At 70.3% G+C, this 25669-nt stretch carries 24 protein-coding genes; 10 read left to right on the top strand and 14 right to left on the bottom strand.

Annotated elements, in window-relative coordinates:
- Positions 1–36 precede the first annotated feature (36 nt).
- On the top strand, positions 37–228 hold the full coding sequence (locus tag ACWD04_RS12895) for a hypothetical protein (RefSeq protein ID WP_451131073.1): 192 nt from the start codon (positions 37–39) through the stop codon (positions 226–228).
- A 186-nt stretch (positions 229–414) separates the two neighbouring features.
- Here ACWD04_RS12895 and ACWD04_RS12890 read toward each other — a convergent pair whose 3' ends face one another.
- On the bottom strand, positions 415–963 hold the full coding sequence (locus ACWD04_RS12890) for an acyl-CoA thioesterase (RefSeq protein ID WP_451131071.1): 549 nt from the start codon (positions 961–963) through the stop codon (positions 415–417).
- Positions 964–1082: 119 nt separating this feature from the next.
- Between ACWD04_RS12890 and ACWD04_RS12885 the strand changes: the two genes are divergently transcribed.
- Positions 1083–2351: an LCP family protein gene (locus ACWD04_RS12885; protein ID WP_451131069.1), complete on the top strand. Its 1269-nt coding sequence runs from the start codon at positions 1083–1085 to the stop codon at positions 2349–2351.
- A 79-nt stretch (positions 2352–2430) separates the two neighbouring features.
- Here ACWD04_RS12885 and ACWD04_RS12880 read toward each other — a convergent pair whose 3' ends face one another.
- Together ACWD04_RS12880 and ACWD04_RS12875 are read right to left on the bottom strand one after the other, a co-directional pair.
- Entirely contained in the window at positions 2431–2640 is a 210-nt protein-coding gene (locus ACWD04_RS12880) for a DUF397 domain-containing protein (protein WP_451131067.1), read from the bottom strand.
- Positions 2637–3515, bottom strand: coding sequence for a helix-turn-helix domain-containing protein (locus ACWD04_RS12875; RefSeq protein ID WP_451131150.1), 879 nt, complete (start codon positions 3513–3515; stop codon positions 2637–2639). The genes ACWD04_RS12880 and ACWD04_RS12875 overlap by 4 nt, the downstream gene beginning before the upstream one ends.
- 395 nt (positions 3516–3910) lie before the next feature.
- Between ACWD04_RS12875 and ACWD04_RS12870 the strand changes: the two genes are divergently transcribed.
- On the top strand, positions 3911–4879 hold the full coding sequence (locus tag ACWD04_RS12870) for a helix-turn-helix domain-containing protein (RefSeq protein ID WP_451131065.1): 969 nt from the start codon (positions 3911–3913) through the stop codon (positions 4877–4879).
- Positions 4880–4914: 35 nt separating this feature from the next.
- Positions 4915–5832 carry a hypothetical protein gene (locus ACWD04_RS12865; RefSeq protein ID WP_451131063.1) on the top strand — a complete coding sequence of 306 codons (918 nt, stop codon included), beginning with the start codon at positions 4915–4917 and terminating at the stop codon, positions 5830–5832.
- Between the two features lie 79 nt (positions 5833–5911).
- On the opposite strand, the gene ACWD04_RS12860 is transcribed toward ACWD04_RS12865, so the two are convergent.
- The gene (locus tag ACWD04_RS12860) at positions 5912–7069 is read right to left on the bottom strand and encodes an acyl-CoA dehydrogenase (RefSeq protein WP_451131148.1); all 1158 of its coding nucleotides are present in this window, start codon (positions 7067–7069) and stop codon (positions 5912–5914) included.
- A 197-nt stretch (positions 7070–7266) separates the two neighbouring features.
- On the opposite strand from ACWD04_RS12860, the gene ACWD04_RS12855 reads away from it, so the two are divergent.
- A complete protein-coding gene (locus ACWD04_RS12855) occupies positions 7267–8610 on the top strand; it encodes a UDP-glucose dehydrogenase family protein (RefSeq protein WP_451131061.1) in 1344 nt (447 codons plus the stop codon).
- Positions 8611–8666: 56 nt separating this feature from the next.
- Here the strand turns inward: ACWD04_RS12855 and ACWD04_RS12850 are convergent, their stop codons facing one another.
- The 3 genes from ACWD04_RS12850 to ACWD04_RS12840 are packed head-to-tail and all read right to left on the bottom strand — an operon-like array spanning position 8667 to position 11562.
- Positions 8667–9869 carry a dipeptidase gene (locus tag ACWD04_RS12850; RefSeq protein ID WP_451131059.1) on the bottom strand — a complete coding sequence of 401 codons (1203 nt, stop codon included), beginning with the start codon at positions 9867–9869 and terminating at the stop codon, positions 8667–8669.
- An 8-nt stretch (positions 9870–9877) separates the two neighbouring features.
- Entirely contained in the window at positions 9878–10414 is a 537-nt protein-coding gene (gene purE / locus ACWD04_RS12845) for a 5-(carboxyamino)imidazole ribonucleotide mutase (protein ID WP_451131057.1), read from the bottom strand.
- Entirely contained in the window at positions 10411–11562 is a 1152-nt protein-coding gene (locus tag ACWD04_RS12840; RefSeq protein WP_451131055.1) for a 5-(carboxyamino)imidazole ribonucleotide synthase, read from the bottom strand. Before ACWD04_RS12840 ends, purE begins: the two co-directional genes overlap by 4 nt.
- A gap of 170 nt (positions 11563–11732) precedes the next feature.
- Between ACWD04_RS12840 and ACWD04_RS12835 the strand changes: the two genes are divergently transcribed.
- A complete protein-coding gene (locus tag ACWD04_RS12835; RefSeq protein WP_451131053.1) occupies positions 11733–12251 on the top strand; it encodes a GtrA family protein in 519 nt (172 codons plus the stop codon).
- Positions 12252–12272: 21 nt separating this feature from the next.
- Here ACWD04_RS12835 and ACWD04_RS12830 read toward each other — a convergent pair whose 3' ends face one another.
- Positions 12273–13541 (bottom strand): ATP-binding protein, encoded by a 1269-nt coding sequence (locus ACWD04_RS12830; RefSeq protein ID WP_451131051.1) that lies wholly within the window; start codon positions 13539–13541, stop codon positions 12273–12275.
- A gap of 14 nt (positions 13542–13555) precedes the next feature.
- Positions 13556–14233 (bottom strand): response regulator transcription factor, encoded by a 678-nt coding sequence (locus ACWD04_RS12825; RefSeq protein ID WP_451131049.1) that lies wholly within the window; start codon positions 14231–14233, stop codon positions 13556–13558.
- A 488-nt stretch (positions 14234–14721) separates the two neighbouring features.
- On the opposite strand from ACWD04_RS12825, the gene ACWD04_RS12820 reads away from it, so the two are divergent.
- Entirely contained in the window at positions 14722–16212 is a 1491-nt protein-coding gene (locus tag ACWD04_RS12820; protein ID WP_451131047.1) for an oligopeptide:H+ symporter, read from the top strand.
- Positions 16213–16289: 77 nt separating this feature from the next.
- On the opposite strand, the gene ACWD04_RS12815 is transcribed toward ACWD04_RS12820, so the two are convergent.
- Entirely contained in the window at positions 16290–16781 is a 492-nt protein-coding gene (locus ACWD04_RS12815; protein WP_451131045.1) for an ATP-binding protein, read from the bottom strand.
- 202 nt (positions 16782–16983) lie between these two features.
- Positions 16984–17352, bottom strand: coding sequence for an STAS domain-containing protein (locus ACWD04_RS12810; RefSeq protein WP_451131043.1), 369 nt, complete (start codon positions 17350–17352; stop codon positions 16984–16986).
- A gap of 293 nt (positions 17353–17645) precedes the next feature.
- Here ACWD04_RS12810 and ACWD04_RS12805 point away from each other — a divergent pair, with 293 nt between their 5' ends.
- The 3 genes from ACWD04_RS12805 (at position 17646) to ACWD04_RS12795 (ending at position 22104) form a co-directional block, all read left to right on the top strand.
- Positions 17646–18638: an RNA polymerase sigma factor SigF gene (locus tag ACWD04_RS12805; RefSeq protein ID WP_451131041.1), complete on the top strand. Its 993-nt coding sequence runs from the start codon at positions 17646–17648 to the stop codon at positions 18636–18638.
- Positions 18639–18824: 186 nt separating this feature from the next.
- Positions 18825–19985 carry a DegT/DnrJ/EryC1/StrS family aminotransferase gene (locus tag ACWD04_RS12800; protein WP_451131039.1) on the top strand — a complete coding sequence of 387 codons (1161 nt, stop codon included), beginning with the start codon at positions 18825–18827 and terminating at the stop codon, positions 19983–19985.
- Entirely contained in the window at positions 19978–22104 is a 2127-nt protein-coding gene (locus tag ACWD04_RS12795; protein ID WP_451131037.1) for a lipopolysaccharide biosynthesis protein, read from the top strand. Before ACWD04_RS12800 ends, ACWD04_RS12795 begins: the two co-directional genes overlap by 8 nt.
- Here the strand turns inward: ACWD04_RS12795 and ACWD04_RS12790 are convergent.
- From ACWD04_RS12790 to ACWD04_RS12780, 3 genes are all read right to left on the bottom strand, one after another.
- Entirely contained in the window at positions 22079–23221 is a 1143-nt protein-coding gene (locus ACWD04_RS12790) for a glycoside hydrolase family 26 protein (protein WP_451131035.1), read from the bottom strand. The two genes, ACWD04_RS12795 and ACWD04_RS12790, sit on opposite strands and share 26 nt — an antisense overlap.
- Complete coding sequence (locus ACWD04_RS12785; protein WP_451131033.1) at positions 23218–23640, bottom strand: hypothetical protein; 423 nt, start codon at positions 23638–23640, stop codon at positions 23218–23220. Before ACWD04_RS12785 ends, ACWD04_RS12790 begins: the two co-directional genes overlap by 4 nt.
- A gap of 70 nt (positions 23641–23710) precedes the next feature.
- Complete coding sequence (locus ACWD04_RS12780; RefSeq protein ID WP_451131031.1) at positions 23711–25612, bottom strand: hypothetical protein; 1902 nt, start codon at positions 25610–25612, stop codon at positions 23711–23713.
- Positions 25613–25669: the final 57 nt, after the last annotated feature.

Genomic DNA, 25669 nt, shown 5'->3' with positions numbered 1-25669 from the left:
GCTGGTCTGCCCGTGCCCCCGTGCCCCCGTCCCCCTGTGCCCCCTCTCCGGGCCCCCGGGTGGTCCGCCCTCGCGGCGCCGGGAGAACACGGCGCCGCGAGGGCGACGACCGTCGCGGCCGTGGTGGGGGCCATGCCGACGGTGATCGCGCTGGGCGGCGCCGTGGCGAGAGGTGTCTTCGCCCCCCTGCTCGGCGCGTTCCTGTCGGACTCCACCGGCGAACGGTAAGACATCGTCCCCGAGCGGGGACCGTTGTCGAGGCTGAACATCGCGTCGTACCGGGCCAGGGTGCGTGCCCTGAGTTGACCCCGCCCGGCGCTGCCGGTCATCGGGAAGACAGAGACAGCGGGCGACCCGATATGCCCCAATTCGCCTGTCCGTGATCTCCCAACGACCCAGATTCACGCGCTACTGTCAGTCGTCGATTCCTTCGGCGGCCCGTTGCTCCCGCAGTTCCTTGATCGCGCGGCGCCGGGCGAGGCGGTGCGTGCGGCGGATCTGGGCCTCCTGGTAGCGCCGCTTGTCGCGCTCCGTCTCCGGGGCCACCTGCGGTACGCGGCGCGGCCTGCCGTCCTCGTCGACCGCCGCGAACACCAGATAGGCGCTGCCGACCTGCTGGGCGGGGGTCGACTCGTTCCACCGCTCGGCCATGACGCGGACGCCGACCTCCATCGAGGAACGGCCGGTCCAGTTCACCTGGGCGCGGACGTGAACAAGGTCACCCACGCGTACCGGCTCCAGGAAGACCATTTCGTCCATCGAGGCCGTCACGGCCGGCCCACCGGAGTGCCGGCCCGCGACCGCCCCCGCCGCGTCGTCGACCAGCTTCATGATCACGCCGCCGTGCACCGTGCCCAGGAGGTTGGTGTCGCTACCGGTCATGATGTGACTGAGGGTGGTCCGGGAGGCCGAGGTCGGCTTGACCGGGATATCGCCCTCCGGTGACGGGGACTGTTCTGTCATGCCGTCCACCTTATGCGGGGGCTTGCACCCGGTTGCATTGCATCAGCTTCGCAACAGCCATGCCCCGATCTCCCGTACGCCCTGTAAGAGGCACAGGTCGACACGGCACACTGGTCCGCATGAGCGATTGGCCCGAAGGACGGAACGGCGGACCCGACGAGCGCTACGGGCGAGGCAGTGCGAGCCCTCGGCCCGAGAGCGCCCGCGCCATGCCGCACGTCCGGCGGCGCCCCGCGCCGCCGCAGTCCCCGCCCCGGATCCCGCCGCAGCAGGGCCAGGGTCCGGGCCAGGACGGTTACGGCGAGGCACCCGGTTACGACAGCGGCTACAACACGGGCCAGGTCTACGGCGGCGGCCAGGGCGGTGGCCGCCGCGATGACAGCGGCTACGTGCAGCCCCGGCCGGCGCCCGACTGGGGCCGGCGGATCAAGGTCGGCGCACTGACCCTGGTCGTCGTGGTGCTCGCCGTCTCCATCGGCACGTACTTCTGGGCCGACGGCAAGCTCAAGCGCGAGGTCGACCTCGCCAAGGTCATCGACCGCCCCTCCGAGGGCGACGGCACGAACTACCTGATCGTCGGCTCCGACAGCCGCGAGGGCATGACGGCCGAGGACAAGAAGAAGCTGCACACCGGCTCCGCCGAGGGCAAGCGGACCGACTCGATGATGATCCTGCACGACGGCTCCAACGGCCCGACGATGATCTCCCTGCCCCGGGACTCCAACGTCGAAATCCCCAGCTTCGTCGGCTCGGAGTCCGGCAAGAAGTTCGAGGGCACGGGCCGCCAGGTGAAGCTGAACGCCGCCTACGCGGAGGACGGCCCGGAGCTGCTGGTCCGCACGGTCGAGTACAACACCGGGCTGCACATCGACCACTACGTCGAGATCGGCTTCGGCGGCTTCGCCAACATCGTGGACGCCATCGGCGGTGTCGAGATGGACATCCCCAAGGCATTCAAGGACAAGAAGTCCGGCGCCGACTTCCAGGCCGGCAAGCAGACGCTGAACGGCGAGCAGTCCCTCGCCTTCGTCCGCACCCGGTACGCCTTCGCGGGCAGCGACCTGGACCGCACGAAGAACCAGCAGAAGTTCCTCGCGGCCCTGGCCTCCCAGACGGCGACCACGTCGACGATCCTCAACCCGTTCAAGCTTTACCCGACCATGGGCGCGGGCCTGGACACCCTGATCGTGGACAAGGACATGTCGCTCTGGTCGCTCGGCAACATGTTCTTCGCGATGAAGGGCGTCACGGGCGGCGAGGGCACGTCGATGAACATCCCGCTCTCGGGCCAGAGCGCGAACGGCAATCTGGTCTGGGACAAGGACAAGGTGAAGCAGCTCGTCGAGCAGCTGAAGAACGACGAGAAGGTCACGGTCAAGGGCAACTGACCGGCGGCGTCACACGACGAGGGCGGACCGGGGGCTTCTCCCCGGCCCGCCCTCGTCGTACGTACCTGCCGCTGCCCGGTCAGCCCCGGGAGGCGTGCTCCACGAACGCCGCCCAGGCTGACGGGGCGAATCCGAGGCGGGGGCCGGTGGTGTTCTTGGAGTCGCGGACCAGGACGGAGTGCGGGCGGGCGGCGACCTCGACACAGTCGTTGCCGTCGCTGCTGTCGCTGTAGCTGCTCTTGAACCACTCCAGCCCGGATGCTTCCTCGGCAATGGCCTTGCGGATCATGTCTCTCCCAGCACTTGCTCGATGAAGGCCAGCGACTCCCCTGGCGAGAGAGCCCGAGCCCGGATGATGCCATACCTCAGTTCGAGGATTCGGAGCTGCTTGGGGTCGGATACGGGGCGGCCTGCGAACTCGTTGTCCGTACGCCCCACAGCCGAGCCGTCCCCGAACTTCAGCACCTGGATCCGCCCACCCGTGCCGGGGTGATCTCCCCGGCATGTGGGCATCACCTGGATCTCCACGTTGGGCAAGTTCCCTACCTCCACGAGGCGTTCAAGCTGTTGGCGCAGCACCATTGTCCCTCCGATCGGGCGGCGCAGGGTCACCTCTTCCTGGACAAAACTGAACTCCGGAGCTGGTTCGCGATCAAAGACCGAACGCCGAGCCATGCGAGCCTCCACCATGCGCTCGAGCTCCGGTCGGGAGTACGCAGGACGGCGGGTGACAAGCAGCGCCCGCATGTATGTCTCGGTCTGAAGCAGCCCGTGGATGTTGTGGTTGCCGTATGCCGCGAGCTCGACCGCCTTGGCCTCCATCTTCGCCAGATCCCGCACCTTCTTCGGGTACCGCACCTCCGCCACGTCCCGCTTCATGGCGGCGAGCTTGCCGCCCGCCCGCAGGACCTCGTCCGCCCTGTCCAGGAACTCGGGCCGGGGGATGCGCCGCCCGCCCTCCACCTTGTAGACCAGGTCCTCGCCGTACCCGATCGCCGCCCCGAACTCGCCGGCCCGCATGCCCGCCGACTCCCGCCACGCCTTGATCTGGCGGCCCACCGTGGCGATCACCGCGACGCCGGACTCGTCGTCGGGATCGACGTCCCAGCCATGCTCGTCCGCTCCGCCGTCACCGTGCTGCGTACCGGCCCCGTCCACACTCATCCGCGCCCCGCCTTCCACGTACATGCCGTCACCGTTCAACCCCGGATGTACCCCGCGCGTCACTCGGGACAGACAGGACAACGCCGGACAAGCACAGGACGAACCGCACCGTGACTGCGCGCACCGGGTCGCGGGAGTCCACGACCCGGTGGACCACGGCCTGGTGGACCGCGACGTAAAAAGCTTTCAAATATGTGAGAAAAGAACTTTCCCCACCCCAACCCGACCCCGCCCCACCCCAGTCACTCGCGCGGGTGACATATGGCAACTGAGCTGGATTTGAGATGGGTTGAGTGTCATATGCTCGCCGCGACAACCCACCAGACATGCGACGGCCCCCGTCGGGACTGCAATCCCGGACGAGGGCCTGACCACCCAGGAAGAGCCCCTTCCCGATGGATACACAGCAGGATATCGCGCCCCCGTGCGCCCCACCCGGTACGACCGAGGATGCGAAGCCGTCCTCCGGCGTCGTCCACATCAACTCCCGGCACACCACCGACTTCACCGTCATCGGCAACCACCTCAGCCGACATAGGGAGCTGTCCCTGGTCGCCATCGGGCTCGCCGTGCACATCCAGTCGCTGCCCGCCGGAGCGAGGATCGGCATCAAGCGGCTGGCCGAGCGGTTCCCGGAGAGCGAGACGCGCATCGCCGCCGCCCTGCGGGAGTTGGAGGCCGCCGGCTATCTGCACCGCAGCCGGGTACGGCTCCTCGACGGCCGTGTCGTCACCCGCACCGTCTCCCGCAACCGGCCGGACACCGAGCAGGCCGCACCACAGCCCCCTCGGCCGCCGGAGAGGCTTCCGGAGAAGCCCCCGGAAAGGCCCCCGGCGCGAACAGCCCCTCCACCCGCACCACATGAGCCCGCGCCCGTGCCCGAGGCACCGGCGTCACCGCCGCCCGCCCCGGTCTGCGTACCCGCCCCCACAGCGCGTACGGCGCCGCCCCCGCCCGTCCCCCACCCGGCGGCGGAGACCCCGGAGCTGCGGCGCGCCGCCACGTCACTCCTCGCGGACCTCCGCCGGCTGTCACCCCAACTCGTCCTGTCGGAGCGAGACATCGCGATCCTCACCCCGGGCGTGGTCACCTGGCTCGAACGCGACGCCCACCCCGACACGGTCCGCCACGCCCTCACCGCCGACCTGCCCGTGCCGCTGAGGCACCCGGCCAAGCTCCTGCGGCACCGGCTCACGACCCTGCTGCCGCCACCGCTCCCCGGCGCCCACGACCTCGCACCCCCGCTGCGCCCCGGCGTGATCGTCATCCCGCTCCAGAACTGCGACCGATGCGACCGCGCCTTCCGCTCCCGCCACCCCGGCCACTGCCGCGACTGCCGCGCGGAGGCACCTGCGGCGGCCTGACCCGGCACACCATCCACCAACCCGAACGGACCTCCATGGTCAGCGCACCCCACGAGGCGATACACCGCGTCTTCCAGGAGTACCCGGAGCTCTTCTCCCGAGTCTCCGAAGTGCTCGGAGTCGCCTTCCCGCCATTCGTTTCCGCCGATGTCGTCACCACCGACCTCACGGAGTCCCGGCCTGTCGAACGCCGCGTGGACACCCTGCTGCGCATCGAGACGGAGCACGACGGACCCTTCCTCCTCGCTGTGGAAGCACAGGGCAAGAAGGACCCCGACAAACCCACGAGCTGGGCGTACTACGTCTCCTACCTGCTGGAGAAGTACCGGCTGCCCACCACGCTGCTGGTCGTCTGCCAGGACCGGGCCACCGCCGCGTGGGCTGCCCGCCCGCTGCCGCTCGGCTCGCCCCAGTGGCCTGTGCTCACCCTCCGGCCGCTCGTCGCGGGCCCGCACAACATCCCCGCCGTCACCGATGTGGCCGAAGCCCGCAAGGACCTGGCACTCGCCACGCTGTCCGCCATCACACACGCGGGCGAACCGGACGTCGGTGCCATACTGAAAACGCTGTCCGCGGCCCTTCGCGGCGCCCCGGACGAAATCGCCGCCCCCATCGTCGAACTGACCGCACAAGGCCTGGGCACCCGCCCCGCCGCACAACAGTGGAGGAACCTGGTGGCCGTGGATCTCTCCTTCTACATCTCCCCCCTCTCGGAAGAAATCCGGGACGAAGGCCGTGCCGAAGGCGAGGCGCGGGGCCGTGCCGAGGGCGAGGCACGGGGCCGCGCCGAAGACATCCTGCTCGTGTTCGACGAGCGCGGCATCGATGTGCCCGACGGCATCCGCAACACCATCACCGGCTGCCGCGACCTCGACGTCCTGCGCCGTTGGCTTCGCCGAGCCGCCACCGCCGCCACCGCCGACGAGATCCTTGACGGGGAACGGCCCGCCTGAGCCGGCCGCTCCCCCATGGGCACAACGGAGAGGGAGCCCCCACCGAAGCGAGGGCTCCCTCATCTGATGTGCAGGGGGACTACGGCAGGTTCCGCGCCATGACTATCCGCTGGACCTGGTTGGTGCCCTCGTAGATCTGCGTGATCTTGGCGTCGCGCATCATCCGCTCCACCGGGTAGTCACGGGTGTAGCCGTAGCCGCCCAGCAGCTGGACCGCGTCCGTGGTGACCTCCATCGCGACATCGGAGGCGAAGCACTTGGCCGCGGCGCCGAAGAAGGTGAGGTCGCCGTCGAGGCGTTCGGACTTGGCGGCTGCCGCGTAGGTGAGCTGGCGGGCCGCCTCCAGCTTCATCGCCATGTCGGCGAGCATGAACTGGATGCCCTGGAAGTCGCCGATCGGCTTGCCGAACTGCTTGCGCTCCTGGACGTAGCCCTTGGCGTAGTCGAGGGCGCCCTGGGCGATGCCGAGGGCCTGGGCCGCGATCGTGATGCGGGTGTGGTCCAGGGTCTTCATCGCGGTGGCGAAGCCGGTGCCCTCCTCGCCGATCATGCGGTCGGCGGGGATACGGACGTTGTCGAGGTAGACCTCGCGCGTCGGGGAGCCCTTGATGCCGAGCTTCTTCTCCGGGGCGCCGAAGGAGACGCCTTCGTCGGACTTCTCGACGACGAACGCCGAGATGCCCTTGGAGCGCTTCGTCGGGTCGGTGACGGCCATGACCGTGTAGTACTCGGACTCGCCCGCGTTGGTGATCCAGCGCTTCACACCGTTGAGGACCCAGAAGTCGCCGTCACGGACGGCCTTGGTCTTCATGCCCGCCGCGTCGGAGCCGGCGTCCGGCTCCGAGAGGGCGTACGAGAACATCGCGTCGCCCTTGGCGAGCGGGCCCAGGTACTTCTTCTTCAGGGCTTCGGAGCCGGAGAGGATCACCGGGAGCGAGCCCAGCTTGTTCACGGCCGGGATGAGGGAGGAGGACGCGCAGACGCGGGCCACCTCCTCGATCACGATGACCGTGGCGAGCGCGTCGGCGCCCGCGCCGCCGTACTCCTCCGGGACGTGGACCGCGTGCAGGTCGGAGGCGACCAAGGCGTTCAGGGCCTCCCGGGGGAAGCGGCCCTCCTCGTCCACCGCGGCGGCATGCGGGGCGATCTTCGCCTCGGCGAGCGAACGGATCGTCTCGCGGAGCATGTCGTGCTCCTCGGCCGGACGGTACAGGTCGAAATCGGTCGAACCCGCCAAGACGCTCACTCCCCAAGGATGCTAACTACCGTTAAGTAACCCGATTTTAGTGGCCCCTCCGAGCGCAGGCATACGGGCGGGGCACGTGAGCTTGCCGACAGCCACTGAGGCACACCCGGCCGCGGCCGCGAAACAGCGTTCCGCACGCACGGTTATGCTCGCTTCCGCACGTCTGTCCGCATCGTTCAGGAGCACCCATGGCCCTCAGGATCACCGTGATCGGCACCGGCTACCTCGGCGCCACCCATGCCGCGGCCATGGCGGAGCTGGGCTTCGAAGTCCTCGGGCTGGATGTCGTACCCGAGAAGATCGAGATGCTCTCGGCGGGCAAGGTGCCGATGTACGAGCCAGGACTCGAGGAGATCCTGCAGAAGCATGTCGCGGGCATCCCGGGGTCCACCGGGCGGCTGCGGTTCACCACCTCCTGGGAGGAGATCGGCGCGTTCGGCGATGTGCACTTCGTCTGCGTGAACACTCCCCAGAAGCACGGCGAGTACGCCTGCGACATGAGCTACGTGGACAGCGCCTTCGAGTCGCTGGCCCCGCAGCTGACCCGGCCCGCGCTGGTCGTGGGCAAGTCCACCGTCCCGGTCGGCTCCGCCGCACGGCTGTCGGCGCGGCTGGCCGAGCTGGCGCCGGTGGGTACGGACGCGGAGCTGGCCTGGAATCCGGAGTTCCTGCGTGAGGGCTTCGCGGTGAAGGACACGCTGCACCCGGACAGGATCGTCGTCGGTGTCGAGAGCGAGCGGGCCGAGAAGCTGCTGCGCGAGGTGTACGCCGGACCGGTCGCCGAGGGCTCGCCCTTCGTGGTGACGGACTTCCCGACCGCCGAGCTGGTGAAGACCTCCGCCAACTCCTTCCTCGCCACCAAGATCTCGTTCATCAACGCCATGGCCGAGGTCTGCGAGGCCGCCGACGGCGACGTGGTGAAGCTCGCCGAGGCGATCGGCCACGACGAGCGCATCGGGAAGAAGTTCCTGCGGGCCGGGATCGGCTTCGGCGGGGGCTGCCTGCCCAAGGACATCCGGGCCTTCATGGCGCGCGCAGGCGAGCTGGGCGCCGACCAGGCGCTGACCTTCCTGCGGGAGGTCGACTCCATCAACATGCGCCGCCGGGGTCACATGGTGGAGCTGGCTCGTGAGGCCGTGGGCGGGGCGTCGTTCCTGGGCACGCGGGTCGCGGTGCTGGGCGCCACCTTCAAGCCGGACTCCGACGACGTACGAGACTCACCGGCCCTGAACGTCGCCGGGCAGATCCATCTGCAGGGCGGCCAGGTGACGGTCTTCGACCCGAAGGGCATGGACAACGCCCGGCAGCTCTTCCCGACCCTCGGCTACGCGGACACAGCGCTGGACGCGGTGCGCGGGGCGGACGTGGTGCTGCACCTGACGGAGTGGCGCGAGTTCCGCGAGCTGGACCCGGCGGCGCTGGGCGAGGTCGCGGGGCGGCGGATCATCCTGGACGGGCGCAACGCCCTGGACCCGCTGGTGTGGCGCGAGGCCGGGTGGACGTACCGGGCGATGGGCCGCCCGAAGGCCTGACACGAAGAGGAGGTGTACGGCCCCGGGGCCGCCCACCTCCTGCCGAGCCGTACGGCTCAGCGCGCCGGACCGTCCAGCTCGTCGATCGTCGCGTGGGACGGGCCGACCCGGGCGCTCAGGTCGCGGGACACCGCTTCCGCCTCGCGCAGGACCCTTACGGCGTTCTGCCACGTCAGCTTGGCCACGTCGGCGTCCGACCAGCCGCGCGTGAGCAGTTCCGCGATCAGGTACGGGTAGCCGGACACGTCCTCCAGCTCCAGCGGGAGAAACGCCGTGCCGTCGTAGTCGCCGCCGACGCCGACGTGGTCGATCCCGGCGATCTCGCGCATGTGGTCGAGGTGGTCGGCGATCGTGGCCACGGTGGCCATCGGGCGCGGGTTGAGCGCTTCGAAGTCCGCGTGGATCCGCATGGCGGCCGGCGTGGTGTCCAGGTGGTGCAGGCCGTGCTCCCGCATGTTGCGGTCGGCGGCGAGCGTCCACTCGACGGCCTCCGGAAGGACGAACTTCGGTACGAACGTCGCCATGGCCACGCCGCCGTTGGCCGCGAGCATCCGCAGCACGTCGTCGGGGACGTTGCGCGGGTGGTCGCAGACCGCGCGGGCGGAGGAGTGCGAGAAGATCACCGGGGCCACGGAGGTGGCGAGCGCGTCGCGCATCGTGGTGGCCGCCACATGGGACAGGTCGACCAGCATGCCGATGCGGTTCATCTCGCGTACGACCTCACGGCCGAACTCCGACAGGCCGCCGACGCGCGGGGAATCGGTCGCCGAGTCCGCCCAGGCGGTGTTGTCGTTGTGCGTGAGCGTCATGTAGCGGACGCCGAGGGCGTGCAGCGCGCGCAGGGTGCCCAGGGAGTTGTTGATGGAGTGGCCGCCCTCGGCCCCCATCAGGGAGGCGATACGCCCCTCGGCGCGGGCCCTCTCCATGTCGTCCGCGGTCAGGGCGCGCCGCAGGTCCTCCGGGTAACGGGCCAGCATCTCGCCGACCACGTCGATCTGCTCCAGCGTGGCACTGACCGCGGCGTCGCCCGCCAGGCGGGGTGCCACGTAGACGGACCAGAACTGCGCGCCGACGCCACCGGCCCGCAGCCGCGGGATGTCGGTGTGCAGGGTGCCGGTCTGGTCCTTGGAGATGTCGCGGGCGTCGAGGTCGTAGCCGACCTGCTCGCGCAGGGCCCAGGGGAGGTCGTTGTGGCCGTCGACGACGGGGTGGTCGGCGAGGAGCAGCCGGGCACGGTTCAGGTTGCCAGGAGTGGTCACGGCGGCGCCTACTTCCCGAAACCGAAGGAGTCCGCGCCCTGGGTCTTGGCGCGCAGCCGCTTGCCCTTCTCCGTCGCCTGCTCCTTGAGCTCCTGCTGGAAGTCCTTCATCCGCTCCAGCAGCGCGCTGTCGTGGGCGGCGAGGATACGGGCGGCGAGCAGGCCCGCGTTGCGGGCGCCACCGACGGAGACCGTCGCGACGGGGACACCGGCCGGCATCTGGACGATGGACAGCAGGCTGTCCATACCGTCGAGGTACTTCAGCGGGACCGGGACGCCGATCACGGGCAGCGGGGTGACGGAGGCGAGCATGCCGGGCAGGTGTGCCGCCCCGCCCGCTCCTGCGATGATCGCCTTGAGACCGCGGTCCGCGGCCCTCTCGCCGTACGCGATCATCTCGTGCGGCATGCGGTGCGCGGAGACGACGTCGACCTCGTACGGGATCTCGAATTCGCCGAGGGCCTCCGCGGCCGCTTCCATCACGGGCCAGTCGGAGTCCGAGCCCATGACGATGCCGATGACGGGGGCGGAACCTGGTGCGGTCATTCGGTGATCGTTCCTCGCAGGTAGTCGGCCGCGTGCCGGGCGCGCTCCCGCACGTCCGCCAGATCGTCGCCGTAGGTGTTGACGTGGCCCACCTTGCGACCGGGCTTCACGTCCTTGCCGTACATGTGGATCTTGAGCTGCGGGTCGCGGGCCATGCAGTGCAGATACGCCTGATACATGTCCGGGTAGTCGCCGCCGAGGACGTTGCACATGACCGTCCAGGTGGCGCGCGGGCGGGGGTCGCCGAGCGGAAGGTCCAGGACGGCCCGCACATGGTTGGCGAACTGTGAGGTGACCGCGCCGTCCTGCGTCCAGTGCCCGGAGTTGTGCGGGCGCATCGCGAGCTCGTTCACGAGAATGCCGGGCTTCCCGTCGGGTCCGCGCGTCTCGAAGAGCTCGACCGCGAGGTGCCCCACCACACCGAGCTCGGCGGCGATCCGCAGGGCGAGCTGCTGGGCCTCGCCGGCGATGCGTTCGTCCAGGTCGGGCGCCGGGGCGATGACGGTGTCGCAGACCCCGTCCACCTGGATGGACTCGACGACGGGGTAGGCGACGGCCTGACCGTGCGGCGAGCGGACGATGTTGGCCGCCAGCTCCCGCCGGAAGGCGACCTTCTCCTCGGCGAGGACGGGGACACCGGCCCGGAAGGGCTCGGCGGCGTCCGCCTCGGAACGGACCACCCAGACACCCTTGCCGTCGTAGCCGCCGCGGACCGTCTTGAGGATGACCGGGAAACCTCCCACCTCGTCGGCGAAGGCGGCGGCGTCCGCCGGGTCCGCGACGATGCGGTGTCGGGGGCAGGGCGCGCCGATCTCCGTGAGCTTCGCGCGCATCACCCCCTTGTCCTGGGCGTGCACGAGAGCGTCGGGGCCGGGACGTACGGGTATGCCGTCCGCCTCCAGGGCCCGCAGGTGCTCGGTCGGCACATGCTCGTGATCGAAAGTGATCACGTCACAGCCGCGTGCGAAGGCGCGCAGGGTCTCCAGGTCGCGATAGTCGCCGACGACGACTTCGCCGACCACTTGCGCGGCCGACTCCTGGGGAGTGTCACTGAGGAGCTTGAATTTCAGGCCGAGGGGGATGCCCGCCTCGTGGGTCATTCGGGCGAGCTGGCCGCCGCCGACCATGCCGACTACAGGGAACGTCACGGGTCCAGGGTATCGGGCGCGCGCAGCTCCCCTCACCTTCTCCGGCCGGGCCCCCGGCGCCGCGGGAAGGAAGCCTCGTCACGCGGCGGCAGGCTCACCGACATCACACGGGAGGGCTGGTTAGCATGGCCGGGTTGACGAAACCGACCGGACGGGGCTGAGCGATCACCATGAGCGAACGGGGCGCACTGCGGACCCGGCTTGATCTGCTGGCCCGGGAGGTCGCCAAGTTCGGCGCGGTCGGCGCTCTCGGGCTGGTCGTGAATATCGTCGTATCGAACCTGATCTGGCGCACCACGGAGATTCCGGTGGTGCGGGCCGGACTGATGGGGACGGTCGTCGCCATCCTCTTCAACTACGTCGGCTTCCGCTACTGGACCTACCGGGACCGTGACAAGAGCGGCCGGACCCGGGAGCTGACGCTGTTCCTGCTGTTCAGCGCCGTCGGAGCGGTGATCGAGACGGGCGTCCTCTATCTGGCGACGTACGGCTTCGGGTGGAACAGCCCGGTCCAGAGCAACGTCTTCAAGATCGTCGGCATCGGGATCGCCACGCTGTTCCGCTTCTGGTCCTACCGCACCTGGGTGTTCAGGGCGCTGCCTGCCAAGGAGGCCGTGCTCAGCGCGGAACGATTTCTGGAGCAGCGACGAGCCCCCGACGAGGTGACGCCCGGTCCCGTGCCTCACTGAGGCCGGGCGGCCCCGGCCGCCTCAGCGGACCGGGCGTACGGATTCCTTGCGGCTCGGTGCGACCCGGCTGAGGAAGAGGGCGAAGACCGGAGGCTGCTGCTGGAGCAGTTCGAGCCGGCCGCCGTCCGCCTCGGCGAGGTCCCGGGCCACGGCGAGGCCGATCCCGGTGGAATTACGGCCGCTGATGGTGCGCTCGAAGATCCGCGCCCCGAGGTCGGCGGGGACACCGGGGCCCTCGTCCGTGACCTCGACGACCACCTGGTTGCCGGTGACGCGCGTACGCAGCGCGACGGTGCCGCCGCCGTGCATCAGCGAGTTCTCGATCAGCGCGGCGAGCACCTGGGCGACGGCACCCGGGGTGCCGACGGCGTCCAGCCCGTGCTTGCCCGAGCAGACGACGGCACGGCCGGCGCTGCGGTAGGCGGGGCGCCATTCCTCGATCTGCTGCTTGACGACCTCGTCGAGGTCGAAGACGACGGCGGAGCCGGTGCGCGGGTCACGGGAATTCGTCAGCAGCCGCTGCACCACGTCCGTGAGCCGCTCGACCTGGGTGAGCGCGATGTTCGCCTCCTCCTTCACCGTCTCCGGGTCGTCGGTGACGGAGATCTCCTCGATCCGCATGGAGAGGGCGGTCAGGGGCGTACGGAGCTGGTGCGACGCGTCCGCGGCGAGGCGCCGCTCCGCGGTCAGCATCCGCGCGATCCGCTCGGCCGAGGAGTCCAGGACGTCGGCGACCCGGTCCAGCTCCGTCACCCCGTACCGCTTGTGCCGGGGGCGCGGGTCACCCGATCCGAGTCGTTCCGCGGTCTCGGCGAGGTCGGTGAGCGGGGAGGTCAGCCGGTCGGCCTGGCGTACAGCGAGGAGCACGGCGGAGATGATGGCGAGCAGCGCCACCGCTCCGATGATCAGCAGGGTCCGGCCGACTTCTCGGGTCACGGCGGAACGGGACTCCTCGACGGTGACCCTCTCGCCCTGCTCCCCCATCTCCGTGCTGCGGGTGACGTTGCTGTCCGTGGGGCGTTCGCCGACCTCGATGGGAGCGCGTCCGGGGATCTCGACGCGGGCGTAGCGGCTGGCGTCCACCTGCTCGGCGAGTACCTGGGGGGTGATCCGCTCGGCGCCGAGCAGCCGGCTCTCGACGACGCTGATCAGCCGGAAGGCCTCGGAGTCGACGCTTTCCTGGGCGCTGTTGCTGATGGTGCGGGTCTCGACGATGACGAGGGAGACGCCGAAGACGGCGATCACGACGAGCACCACGGCGAGTGTGGAGTTGATCAGTCGGCGGCGCATGACTGTTCTGTACGTCAGCTCTTCTCGAACCGGAAGCCGACGCCCCGGACGGTGGCGATGTAGCGCGGATTGGCCGCGTCGTCGCCGAGCTTCTTGCGGAGCCACGAGATGTGCATGTCGAGGGTCTTGGTGGAGGACCACCAGGTGGTGTCCCAGACCTCACGCATCAGCTGGTCGCGGGTGACGACCCGGCCGGCGTCCCGTACGAGGACCCGCAGCAGGTCGAACTCCTTGGCGGTGAGCTGGAGCTCCTCGTCACCCATCCAGGCCCGGTGGGACTCGACGTCGATCCTGACGCCGTGGGTCGAGGGCTGCGGGGCGGGCTCGGTGGCGCCGCGGCGCAGCAGGGCGCGGACCCGGGCGAGGAGCTCGGCGAGGCGGAAGGGCTTGGTGACGTAGTCATCGGCGCCGGCGTCCAGGCCGACCACCGTGTCGACCTCGTCGGCCCGGGCGGTCAGCACCAGGATCGGCACGGCGTGGCCGTCGGCCCGCAGCCGCCTGGCGACCTCGAGGCCGTCCATCCCGGGCAGCCCCAGGTCGAGGACGACCAGATCGACGCCCCCCTGGAGTCCGGCGTCGAGTGCGGACGGACCGTCCTCACGGACCTCGACCTCGTAACCCTCACGACGCAGGGCGCGGGCCAGTGGCTCCGAGATGGATGCGTCGTCCTCGGCGAGCAGTACACGGGTCATGCAGTGATGGTAGTCCGCACAGGCCTGATGAGGTGAGGCACTGCTCAAACCCTGCGGGTCAGGGCCACTGTCCGGGCATCCTCCTTCGAATATGGGACCGTGACTCCGTCCCTACCTGTGATCCATCTCTCAAGTCCTTTCAAATCCCCGAGTGTCATGTCGTATGGTTGCTCGACGCCTGTTGCACCACCAAAGGACCTTTGGGTAGCTTTTCGCGCCAAGGGTCTCTTTTGTGTACGGGCCGGTTCCCGCCGGCCCCGACCAGTGAATGACCTGTGGGCCGGGCCCGGAGCGTGAGGACGCGCGCCGGGTGTGGATCCCGGAGCGGTCTGTCCCACGACCCCGTCCCCGAGCTCCGTGCGGAGCGGGTGGCCGGATCGAATCCCCTCGAGGCGTCGGGGGTGGGGTGTGTCCGCCCGGTGCCGGCTGCCCCCCACCGGGCGCGTACCGCTCACGAGGCGGCGCGTCCCGACCAGCAAGGATCGACCATGGCGTCCAGCCTGACGAAGGACTCGGCCAGTACTTCCGGTTCGCAGAAGACCTTCTTCGGCCACCCCCGCGGCCTGGCCACTCTCTTCATGACGGAGATGTGGGAGCGCTTCAGCTATTACGGCATGCGTGCCCTTCTCCCGCTCTACCTGATCGCTCCCAACGGGCTTCACATGAATCCCGCCACGGCCACGGCGATCTATTCGGTCTACCTGTCGCTGGTGTACCTGCTCGCCTTGCCCGGCGGCTGGTTCGGCGACCGCGTCTGGGGTCCCCGCAAGACCGTCGCCGTCGCGGGCGGCGTCATCATGCTCGGCCATCTGACGCTGGCACTGCCCTCCGAGGGCACGTTCTTCGCCGGACTCGGACTCGTCGCCATCGGCTCCGGCCTGCTGAAGTCCAACATCTCCACGATGGTCGGCCACCTCTACGACGGCCCGGACGACCCGCGCCGCGACGGTGGCTTCACGATCTTCTACATGGGTATCAACATGGGTGCCTTCGCCGCCCCGCTGATCATCGGCACCGTCGGCGAGAACGTGAACTGGCACCTGGGCTTCGCCCTGGCGGCCCTCGGCATGGGCCTCGGTGTCGCGCAGTTCCTGCTCGGCACCCGCCACCTGAACGAGCGCAGCCTCGTCGTGCCGAAGCCGCTCTCCACCGACGAGCGCGCGTCCACGCTGCGCAAGTCGATGATCTGGCTGGGCATCGCGGCCGTCTTCTACATCGGCACCGTCGTCACCGGCGTCTACACACTGAACTGGCTGCTGGTCCCGATCACGGTCGCCGGCCTGGTCATCCCGGTGATGGTCCTGACACGCATCAAGCGTGACAAGGAGCTCAGCCAGGCCGAGCAGGCGAAGATGTCCGGTTACATCTGGTTCTTCGTGGCCGCCGCCATCTTCTGGATGATCTACGACCAGGGCGGTTCGACCCTGGCGATCTTCGCCGACTCCTCCGCGGAGAACTCGGTCCTCGGCTGGGACTTCCCGGTCTCCTGGTACCAGTCGGTCAACCCGGTCCTGATCATGGCTCTGGCCCCGGTCTTCGCCGCCTTCTGGATGGCGATGAACCGGCGGGGCAAGGAGCCCAGCACGATCGTGAAGTTCAGCTCCGGTCTGGTACTGGTCGGCGCGTCGTTCTTCCTCTTCCTGGCGCCGCTGACCATCGCGGGTGACGGCCACAAGGCCGCCGCGATGTGGCTGGTCGCGATCTACTTCGTGCAGACAGTCGCCGAGCTGACGCTGTCCCCGGTCGGCCTGTCGGTGACCACGAAGATGGCCCCGGCCAAGTACGCCAGCCAGATGATGGGTGTCTGGTTCCTGGCAGTGACCGCCGGTGACTGCACCACGGGTCTGCTGTCCATCGCGGGTGTCGAGCTCAACGGCACCGGGGTGGTGGCCCTCCAGGCCGCGCTCGCGGTCGTCGCCGGTGCGGCGATCTTCATGTACCGCGGCAAGGTCAAGGCACTCATGGGCAACGTCCGCTGACACGGACACCGCCCGTACGACTCAGGCCCCGCACCGGACGGTGCGGGGCCTGAGTCGTACGGCGAGAGCGGTCGGGGCTACGCGGGTGCCGCGAGCTCCGCCCAGACGGTCTTGCCGGGCTGGTCCGGTGTGCGCGCCACACCCCAGTCGAGGCAGAGCCGCTGCACGATGAACATGCCGTGCCCGCCGGGCCGCCCCGCCCGGTGCGGGGTGCGCGGCGCCGGCTGCCCGGCGCCGCCGTCGACCACCTCGACCCGGAACATCTTGGGCGAGCACGCGATACGGAGCTCCTCGGGGCCGTCCGCGTGCAGACAGGCGTTCGTGACGAGCTCGGAGACGACCAGCAGGACGTCCTCGGCCGCCGCCCGCCGGTCGGCGCCCGACGCGGGGAGCCAGCCCCAGTCGTGGAGCGCCTGCCGGGCGAAGTCGCGGGCCATCGGCACGATGCCGCTGGCCTGTCTCAGCGAGAGCGTGCGCCACTGCCGGTCAGCGGGCACGGCAGAGGCGGGGCCTGTACCGTCCGGCTCGCGGCCGAGGCCGCCCGGCGGATGCTGCCGGGTGGTGCTCATCAGCGCTTCACCTCACCGATTCACCGTGTGTTTTGCCATCGAACAGATACTGATCAGGTACAGAGTGTCGGGTTTCACGACCCCGACGGAGTGTCTTCTGCCCGGCCGCGTGGCCACGACACCCGGTTCGCCTACGCCAGGAGCGTGATCCGCAGGATAGCGGGGGCTCCCGGAGCAGGGGGCATGCATGGGAACGCTGCTGTCAGCTGCTCAGAGCGTCTTCGAGCGAGGCATGGACGGTGAAGACCGCCGCAGCCCCCGTGATCTCGAAGACGCGAGCCACCACGGGCTGCATTCCGGCCAAGTGGACCCCTCCCCCGGCGGCCTCGGCCTTCTGGCGCGCACTGAGCAGCACATTGAGCCCGGTGGAATCGCAGAAGTCGAGTCGCGAGCAGTCGACCACCAGGCGCGTACGCCCTGCCTCCACCGCGTTGTCCAGAGGCTCCCGCAGCAGATCGGCGGTGTGGTGATCGAGCTCACCCACCGGCGTCAAGACTTCACTGCGGCCCTCTGACCGGACTTCGACCTGTAGCCGACCCCGGTTCGCACTGCCGACCGTCCCGCGGTCCATGCCCGATCCTCTTCGCCGTCCGTCGCTGCCCGCGCACCCGTGTGTACGCGGCTTCATCGTGGCTGCCCCCGACGTGCGTAAAACATTACGCGTTTCCCTCGCCACACGGTAGTCGAAGAACTCAACAAACCGGACATATAGGCGTATTTGGCGCTTGTAACTCACGGCTGGAACCGGGTAAGGGTAGAAGAGACATCACAACCAGAAACCCGATCGGCTTCGGAGGCGCCGCTTCACCGCAGGAACACGTATGGGCATCGGCAGCCATATGCCGAGAACGATGGAGGAGAACCATGTCACCCCGGCTCGACGTATCGCGTACCCACATCGCGGCGTCGGCATGTCCTCAGGGACCGACCGATTCCGACTCCGCTGTCGCGAGCGCCGTACCCGGCCCGCGCACCAGCATCAGCACCACCGGCCCCACCATTGAACCGACCGCCGACGACCACCTCGCGATCGAGGACTTCGAGGGCCTCGAGGGGCTCCCCGAGATCCCGCCCTACGCCGAAGTCGGCGCCCTGGATGCCAGGGCACTGTCCAAGACGCTCTTCGCGCGGCTCGAAGCCCTCCACGAGGGCACCCCCGAGTACGCGTACGTCCGCAACACCCTCGTCGAACTCAACCTGGCCCTGGTCAAGTTCGCCGCCTCCCGGTTCCGCACCCGCAGCGAACCCATGGAGGACATCGTCCAGGTCGGCACGATCGGCCTGATCAAGGCGATCGGCCGCTTCGAACTCAGCCGGGGCGTTGAATTCCCGACGTTCGCGATGCCCACCATCGTCGGCGAGATCAAGCGCTTCTTCCGCGACACCAGCTGGTCCGTGCGCGTCCCGCGCCGACTGCAGGAGCTGCGGCTGGACCTGGCCAAGGCGGGCGACGAGCTGGCCCAGAAGCTGGACCGCGCACCCACGGTCGTCGAACTCGCCGACCGCCTCGGCCTCAGCAGGGACGAGGTCGTAGAGGGCATGGCCGCGAGCAACGCGTACACCGCGAGCTCGCTGGACGCCAAGCCCGATGACCACGACGACGGCAGCGAGAACGCCCTCGCGGACCGCCTCGGCTACGAGGACCACGGCATCGAGGGCATCGAGTACGTCGAGTCCCTCAAGCCGCTCATCGCATCACTCCCGCTGCGCGACCGCACGATCCTCTCCATGCGGTTCGTCTCCAACATGACGCAGTCGGAGATCGGCGAAGAGCTCGGCATCTCGCAGATGCACGTGTCCCGGCTGCTCTCACGGACCTTGGCCAAGCTCAGGAAGGGCCTGACCGTGGAGGAGTGACCCGGCGTCACCGGCACCACCGGTACGTCGTTGCGGAAGGACCTGCCCCGGCCGAGGGGCGGGTCCTTCCGCATTGTTGACGAAGTGCCACGGACTGGGCGACATTGAGCAGGGTTCTGGGGGGAACACATGGCTCTTGGGGAGAGCGGTCCGGCGGACCGTGCTGTGCTGGAGACAGTGGAAGCAATGGAGTCGGCCGTGGGTACCCGGCTCGGCCGGGAGTGCCTGTACGTCCCGTCCTGCCGGCTGGGCCTCTACCTGGCGCTCCGCCACTGGTGCGAACCCGGCGGAAGAATCCTGATGTCCCCGGTCAACGACGACGTCATCCTCTTCGTCGTTCTCGCCGCCGGTCTGCGGCCCGTCCAGGCCCCGCTGTCCGCCGCGGACGGCTCGATCGATGTGGACGCCGTCCCCGAGGCCGTGTGGAACGGCCTCTCGGCCGTCCTCACCACCAATCTGTACGGAAATCCCGACCCGGCCGGGCGGCTCCGCGAGCGTTGCGACCGCCTCGGCATCCCGCTGGTCGAGGACGCCGCGCACGCCATCGGCAGCGTCACGGACGGCAAGCCGGTCGGCTCGTACGGGGACGCGGCCGTCTTCAGCCTCTCCAAGCACGTCGGCGCGAAGGCCGGAGGCTTCCTCACCGTCGCCGACCCGGCTCTGCGCGCCCCCCTGGAACAGGCACGGGACGCCCTGCTCGACCCGGCCCGCCTCACCGCCGAACTCGCCTACTCCATACGCCCGTACGCCGAGTCGGCCGTACGCGGACTGCGGGTCGCCCCGGCCGCCTGGTGGGCGCTGCGGCTGCTCGGCCTCCAGGAACGGGAGGGGATCCGGATGCCGTTGCGGCCGGCGGAGCTACGGCAGGCGCTTGACGCCGCGCCCTCGCTGGCGGCCTTCCATTCCTGGGTCCGCGTCGACATGCACGACTACCGCATCGCGCCGGGGCGATTACGGCTGCGGCGCCTCCGGTACCTGCTGGGCCGCCTCGACGAACGGCTGGCCGCGCACCGGACGGGCACCGAGCGCCTCCTCGCGACCCGCTGGGCGCCTCCGGTCCGGGCCTGCTCCTCCGTACAGCCGCTGTTCCGGGTGCCGTTGCTGGTGGCCGACCGGGACGCGGCCGTCGCCGCACTCGCCCGCCACCGCATCACCGTCGGCTATCTCTACGACCCGCCGCTCGACACCTACGCGGGCGAGGCGTTCACCGACCCGTCCCCCTCCCCCGCCGAGGCAGCCTGGTTCGCGCGCCACGCCCTGCCCGTGGATCCGCTGCGCGCCGGCCCGGTCATCGAGATCCTGACCTCAGCGGGTGCCGGGCCGGCGAGAGAGCTGCCCGGTGGCTGACACGACGAGAGTCGGCCCGCCGAAGGCCGGCGCGGCGCCCTCACCCGCCCCGAAGGACGGCGCGAACGGCGACTCGATGTTCCGTAACGCCTACGCCCTGATGCTCTCCACCGGTGTCTCCGCCGCCCTCGGCCTGGGTTTCTGGCTGGTCGCCGCCCGCTACTACACGGAGGAGGCCGTCGGCCAGGGCTCCGCCGCCATCGCCGCGATGCGGCTCCTCGCCTCGGTCACCGCGACCACCATGATCGGTGCCGTCGTGCGCTACGTGCCCCGCGCCGGGCGTGCCACCGGATCCCTGGTCGCCCGTACCTACCTGGTCAGCTCCGTCGTCGTCAGCCTGGCCTGCGTGGTCTTCCTGCTCAGCCTGGACCTGTGGGGTGATTCGTACGCCCCGCTCGGCACCCTGTCCGCCGGGCTCGTCTTCACCGGCTCCTGCGTCGCGTGGGCGGTCCTCACGCTCCAGGACGGAGTGCTGACCGGGCTGCGCGAGGCCGTCTGGGTGCCCGTCGGCAACGCCGTGTTCTCCATCGGCAAGCTGCTGCTCCTCGCCGCGTTCGCGACCGCCCTGCCCGTGCTCGGCGTCTTCGTGTCCTGGGCCGCCGCCATCGCTCTGTCCGTACTGCCGCTCGGCTGGCTGATCTTCCGCCGGCTGATCCCGCGCCAAGCGGGAGCCGACCGGGACCGCGAGCCGCCCCGGATGCGCGAGATCGGCAGATTCCTCGCCGGGGACTCGGTCGGCGCGCTCTTCAGCCTGGCCATGATCAACCTGCTGCCCGTCATGGTGGCCGTGCGCTTCGACGCCGCGCAGAACGGCTTCTTCTACATCGCCTACACCGTCGGCGGCACCATGGAGTTCATGGCCATCAACATGGCCTCCTCCCTCACCGCGCACGCCTCGCGCAGCCCCGGTCATCTGGCCGAAGGCGTACGCGGGGCGCTGCGCCGCATGGCGGTCCTGCTGGTTCCCGTCGTCGTCGTGCTGGTCCTCTTCGCCCCGCAGATCCTCGCCCCCTTCGGCGCCGACTACGCCGACCACGGCACCCTGGTCCTGCGGCTGCTGGCCGCCGCAGCACTGCCCCGGGTCGTGGTCGAGCTGTACATCGGCGTGCTGCGGGTGCAGGGCCGTACCGGTGCCCTGGCCGTTCTGCAGGGCGCGATGTGCACCCTCGTCCTGGGCAGCGCGGCCGTGCTGCTCGGCCCGATGGGGATCGCCGGGGCCGGCTGGGCGATGCTGATCGCCATGACCGCGGTGGCGGCCGTGTCCGCCCTGGGACTGCGCTCGGCCCTCACCGGGCGGACGCCGTGGGGTTCCCGGCGCCCGGCGCCGGAGCGCGAGGAGTTCGGGACGAGCTGGGCCCGGCTCGCGGCGCAGCGCGCCCGGGAGCGGCGGGCCGAGGAGTACGAGGCGGACCGGACCTCGGACACGGTGTATCTGCGCGCCGCCCGCGAGACGGTGACTCCCGCCTACGGCCTCCCCGTCCGCGTACCGGCGGCCCGGGCGGACACCAAGCGCGCGCGGGCCGACGCGCTGTGGCTGTGGGGGCTGCTGGGGCTCGCGGCCGGTCTGTTCTGGGTGCCGTTGTCGCGGGCGGCGCACGCCGGGCGCGCACGGCTGACCGGTGCGGAGCTGATCGACGCCCTGCCACCGGTCACCGTGGCCGCCTGGGTGCTCATGATCGTCGTCTACAGTGCGGCCGTCGCCCTGCGCCGCCCGCGGCCCGCGCTGCTGGGCGCGGCCCTGCTGGTGACCGTGGCGGCCCTGCACTCCGCCCCCCTGATCCTCGGCATCCGGCCCGCCGCCGCCTCACGGGAGTGGCACGGCACGCTCGCCGGCTTCCTCGCCGGAGCGGCGGGGCCGGACTGCCCGGCCGCGGTGCTCCGGGCCCTGCCGTTCGCGCTCCAGCTGCTCTGCCTGGCGCTGGCCACGGTCCTGCTGCGGACCGCGGGTGCGAACTGGCGGGTCACGGCGGCGGTGCTGTGGGCGCTCGCGTTGGCCGGGTGGGTCGCGCAGGACGCCTTCGCCGCGGCCGGACTTCCCGTGTCCGTGGGGCTGTTCGCGGCCACGGCGGTGGCGTACGGCGTCCGCGGGTGGGTCAGCGGCCGGGCACCGGCTGCTTGAAGTAACGGTCCTCGCCGGCCGTGCGGTAACCCTCCAGACCCGGACCGTCGTTGACCGTGAGGTCGCAGCCCTTGCCCGGGACAGCCCGGTTCCAGTGGACCAGTGCCTTGGCCTGGGGCATGGTCCGGACCACCTCCGGGATCTCCTCGTACCACTCACGCTGGCGGTCCCTGTCCGCCGGATCGGGCACCGTGGCGAACTCGGCGAACATCAGCGGCTTCTCGGCACTGATGTGGGTGCGCAGCCACTCGTACGTCGGCCGCTGGCTGCGGTCGAAGTCCTTCCAGTCCGTGGTGTCGTGGCAGGTGAAGTAGTTGTACTGGTCCATGCCGATCCAGTCGACGTAGTCGTCGCCCGGGTAGAGCTGTTCGAAGAGCTCTCCCGACGGGAGGTAGCCGGACACCGTCCACACCCACACCACGTTGTCCACCCCCAGCTCCTCGAACCGGTCGTGGATGTGGCGGTAGGCGGCGACGTATTCCTCCGCCGTGCCCGCGTCACCGACCCGGGCGTCGACCTCCTGGTCGAAGGAGAAGAACACCCGCTTCCCGTAAGCCTTGAGGCGACGTGCCTGCGGGTCGATGATCTCCCGGTCGTGCCTCCCCGACGCGATGTTCGCCCAGCCGAGCTGGTCCTCGGTCCAGTCGGCGTGATGGGGCTCGCGCCACACCGTGGACTCCCAGGCCAGCATCAGCATCCGGTCCCGGCCGAGAACCTGCTCGTCGGGGGTCAGCAGCTGTCCGTCGAGGTCGGTGTCCGACATGTCATGGTAGGTGTACAGGAGGTCGAGCTTCCGGCCGATCTTCTTCTCGAACGCGTACACCGCGTCCGTCAGCGAGCCGTTCGCGGCGTACGGCACATAGGCGCCCCACCAGGCCCCGCACGGCGGCACGAGTGTGGTGGTGGGTGCGCACGTCCCGCCGGGCACCGGGCCGGTGGCGGCGTCGGCGGGAAGGACGTCGGCGGAAGGCGCACCCCCGGCGACGCCGTCGTCCTCGCCGGACGAGCGCGTGCCGATCCAGGCGAGGAGTCCGGTCAGCAGCGCCGCGACGGCGACCAGGGCGAGCACCGGATACCTACGGGGGCGGCGCTCCTCCGGTGCGCGGTGGCGGGTCACCCGCGCCTCACGGGTGTCGCCAGGGCCCGCTCGACGGCTCCCCGGGTGACGGCCGGCAGCGGAAGACCCGGGAGGGCCGAGGCCAGGGTGCTGAACGCGGCGAGCGACACCAGGAACGCGGTCCCCGAGAAGCCCTTCACCAGGAACAACGAGGTGGCCGCGATGACGGCCACGGAGAGCCCCAGGGGCGCGGCGAGCGCGGCCGCTTCGAGGCGGGCACCCGGCCTGAGCAGACCGGGCTGCGGATGCAGCAGGGCGAGCCCGGGGCCGAAGCAGACGAAGAGGAACACGGGGGCCCAGCGCAGGGGCGAGCCCGCCGGCAGCGCGGTCGCGGCGAGCGCCACCCACCCGGAGAGCGCCAGGGCGGCTCTGGTCAGGGTCTGGCGGGCGGGGAATGCCGGTTGCCGGTTCTCGGACACGTGGTTCTGCCTTCCTGATCTGGGTCTGCCGTGCGCACGCCCTCAGGGGCCGCGGCCGGCCGGTCGTGGCTCAGGGGCTGTCGTAGCGCAGGACGACGCCGTGCCGGGTCCGCTCGACCACGCTGAAGAGCGGCGAGACGGCGAGGTCCCGGGCCAGTGCGGCGAAGCCGCCGGGAGGCAGCAACCCCTCACCGGCGGTGTAGATGTCCTGGGTGCGGGTGAGGATGACGTAGGCCGTGGTGCCGGAGGGCAGCCGGGTCGAGAGGTAGCGTGCCGGATCCTTGAGCATCTCGACGTTCGCCGGAAGCTCCTGTTCGGCGAAGAACCAGTGCTCCAGCCGGTCGTAGCGGCGCAGCGCCTGCGGGAAGGAGCCGGTGGTGGCCAGGATCAGCGCCCCTTCCGGGGCCCGGTCGATGGCGCGGGTGACGAGCGCGGTCTCGGCGGGCGGGGTGTAGTTCATCTGCTCCTTGCCGTAGTACGACGGCATGAAGCCGACCAGCAGCGCGGCCAGTGACACCGGGAGCGCGACGGCGCAGACCCTCCGTACGGCCGGCCGTACCCGGTGTGCTCCGGTGCCTCCGGCCGCCGGTACGAGCGCCGCGGCGGCGAAGAAAGCGGCGCCGGGGAGCGCGAACAGATACACCCGGAAGAGCATTTCGCCGCCGTAGTCGTTGACCACGAACAGAGGTACGGGTGCGGCGGAGGCCAGCAGCAGAGGCAGGGCGCTGTGCACCAGGCGGCGACGCAGCAGGACGGCCGCGCCCGCGAGGACGGCGACGGCCAGCACCATCAGGATGTTGGCCCGCCCCGCGAGTTCGGGCCCGGCCCCGGTGAGCTGTCCCGCGTATCCGGCCCGGGAGTTCTGGGTGAGTTCGCCGAGGGAGTCGCGCAGGGTGCCGAGGGTCTCGGTGAACAGGGGACGGCCCATGGTGAGGTCCCAGGCCAGCATGAGCAGCCCGGCCACGGCGAGGAGCCCGACGTTGCGGTAGCGGCGCGTCAGGTTGAGCGCGAGCAGGGTGACGCAGAGCATGACCGGGGTCAGCTGGTGCACCGCGTTGACGGCCAGGATCAGGGGCGCGAGGACGACGACGCAGACCGCGCGCTGCCCCGTTCCGGTGGGCGGCGGGACGGCCGCCGCGGCCGGGTCGAGGTACGCGCGCGAGCGCAGCCGTCCGGCCGACCCGGGGCGCACGAAGTGCCGCACCACGACGGCGAGGACGGCGAGGTGGAGGAGGAAGGCGAGGCCCTGCGGGGCGAGGTAGTCCTGGCCGACCCAGTTGGCGAGCTGGAAGATCCAGACGGCGGCCCATACGAGGCGCCAGTCCTCGGTGAAGGTGCGGTAGATCAGGATCAGGACCGGCATCATCAGCAGGCCGAAGACGACGGGGGCCCAGTTCAGATAGGTGGCGGCGCTGTCGGCCCCGAAGGTACGGACGAGTCCGCCGTTGAGCGTGAAGAAGCCGGGCCACTGGTCGTAGGCGGACATGTTGCCGGACAGGCCCTCGTTCGGGCGCAGTTCGCCGTTGGCCAGCAGGTGGTCGATGACGGCGTCGTGCTTCGAGGCCCAGGGGTAGCGCTCCGAGTCGTACAGGACGGCGGGTACGCCCTTGAGGGCCACCAGCAGTCCGGCGCAGTACAGCGCGGGCCACCACGGGGCCGTGCCCGCGCGGCGGAGGCTGACCAGGAAACCCGCGGTCAGGACGAGCAGGGAGAGGTAGTAGGTGACGGGCAGCCGGTCCAGGAGGCCGTATTCGCCCATCGAGCGGAACCCGATGGACGGCAGCGAGATGATCCAGAGTCCGGCCGCCAGGAGTAACGGCAGCCAGGTGAGGAAGGTCCGGGGTCTCAGCGCGTCGACGAGACGGCGGGGTGTCCCGCCGGGGGCGGCGCCGGGCGGCTGCCCGGGAGAGAGCACCGGCCCTGCGCTCCCCGTGGTGTCCCCCTCGACCGGCGCGGGCACATGCTGCTGCACGGTGCGACTCCCCCCACGGATGTGGTCACGGCCGTCACGCCGCTGTCCCCTTGAGCG

The organism is Streptomyces sp. NPDC002911 (assembly GCF_053591835.1).
The sequence above is the reverse complement of the archived record's forward strand: the minus strand, read 5'-3'. Positions and strand labels throughout refer to the sequence as shown.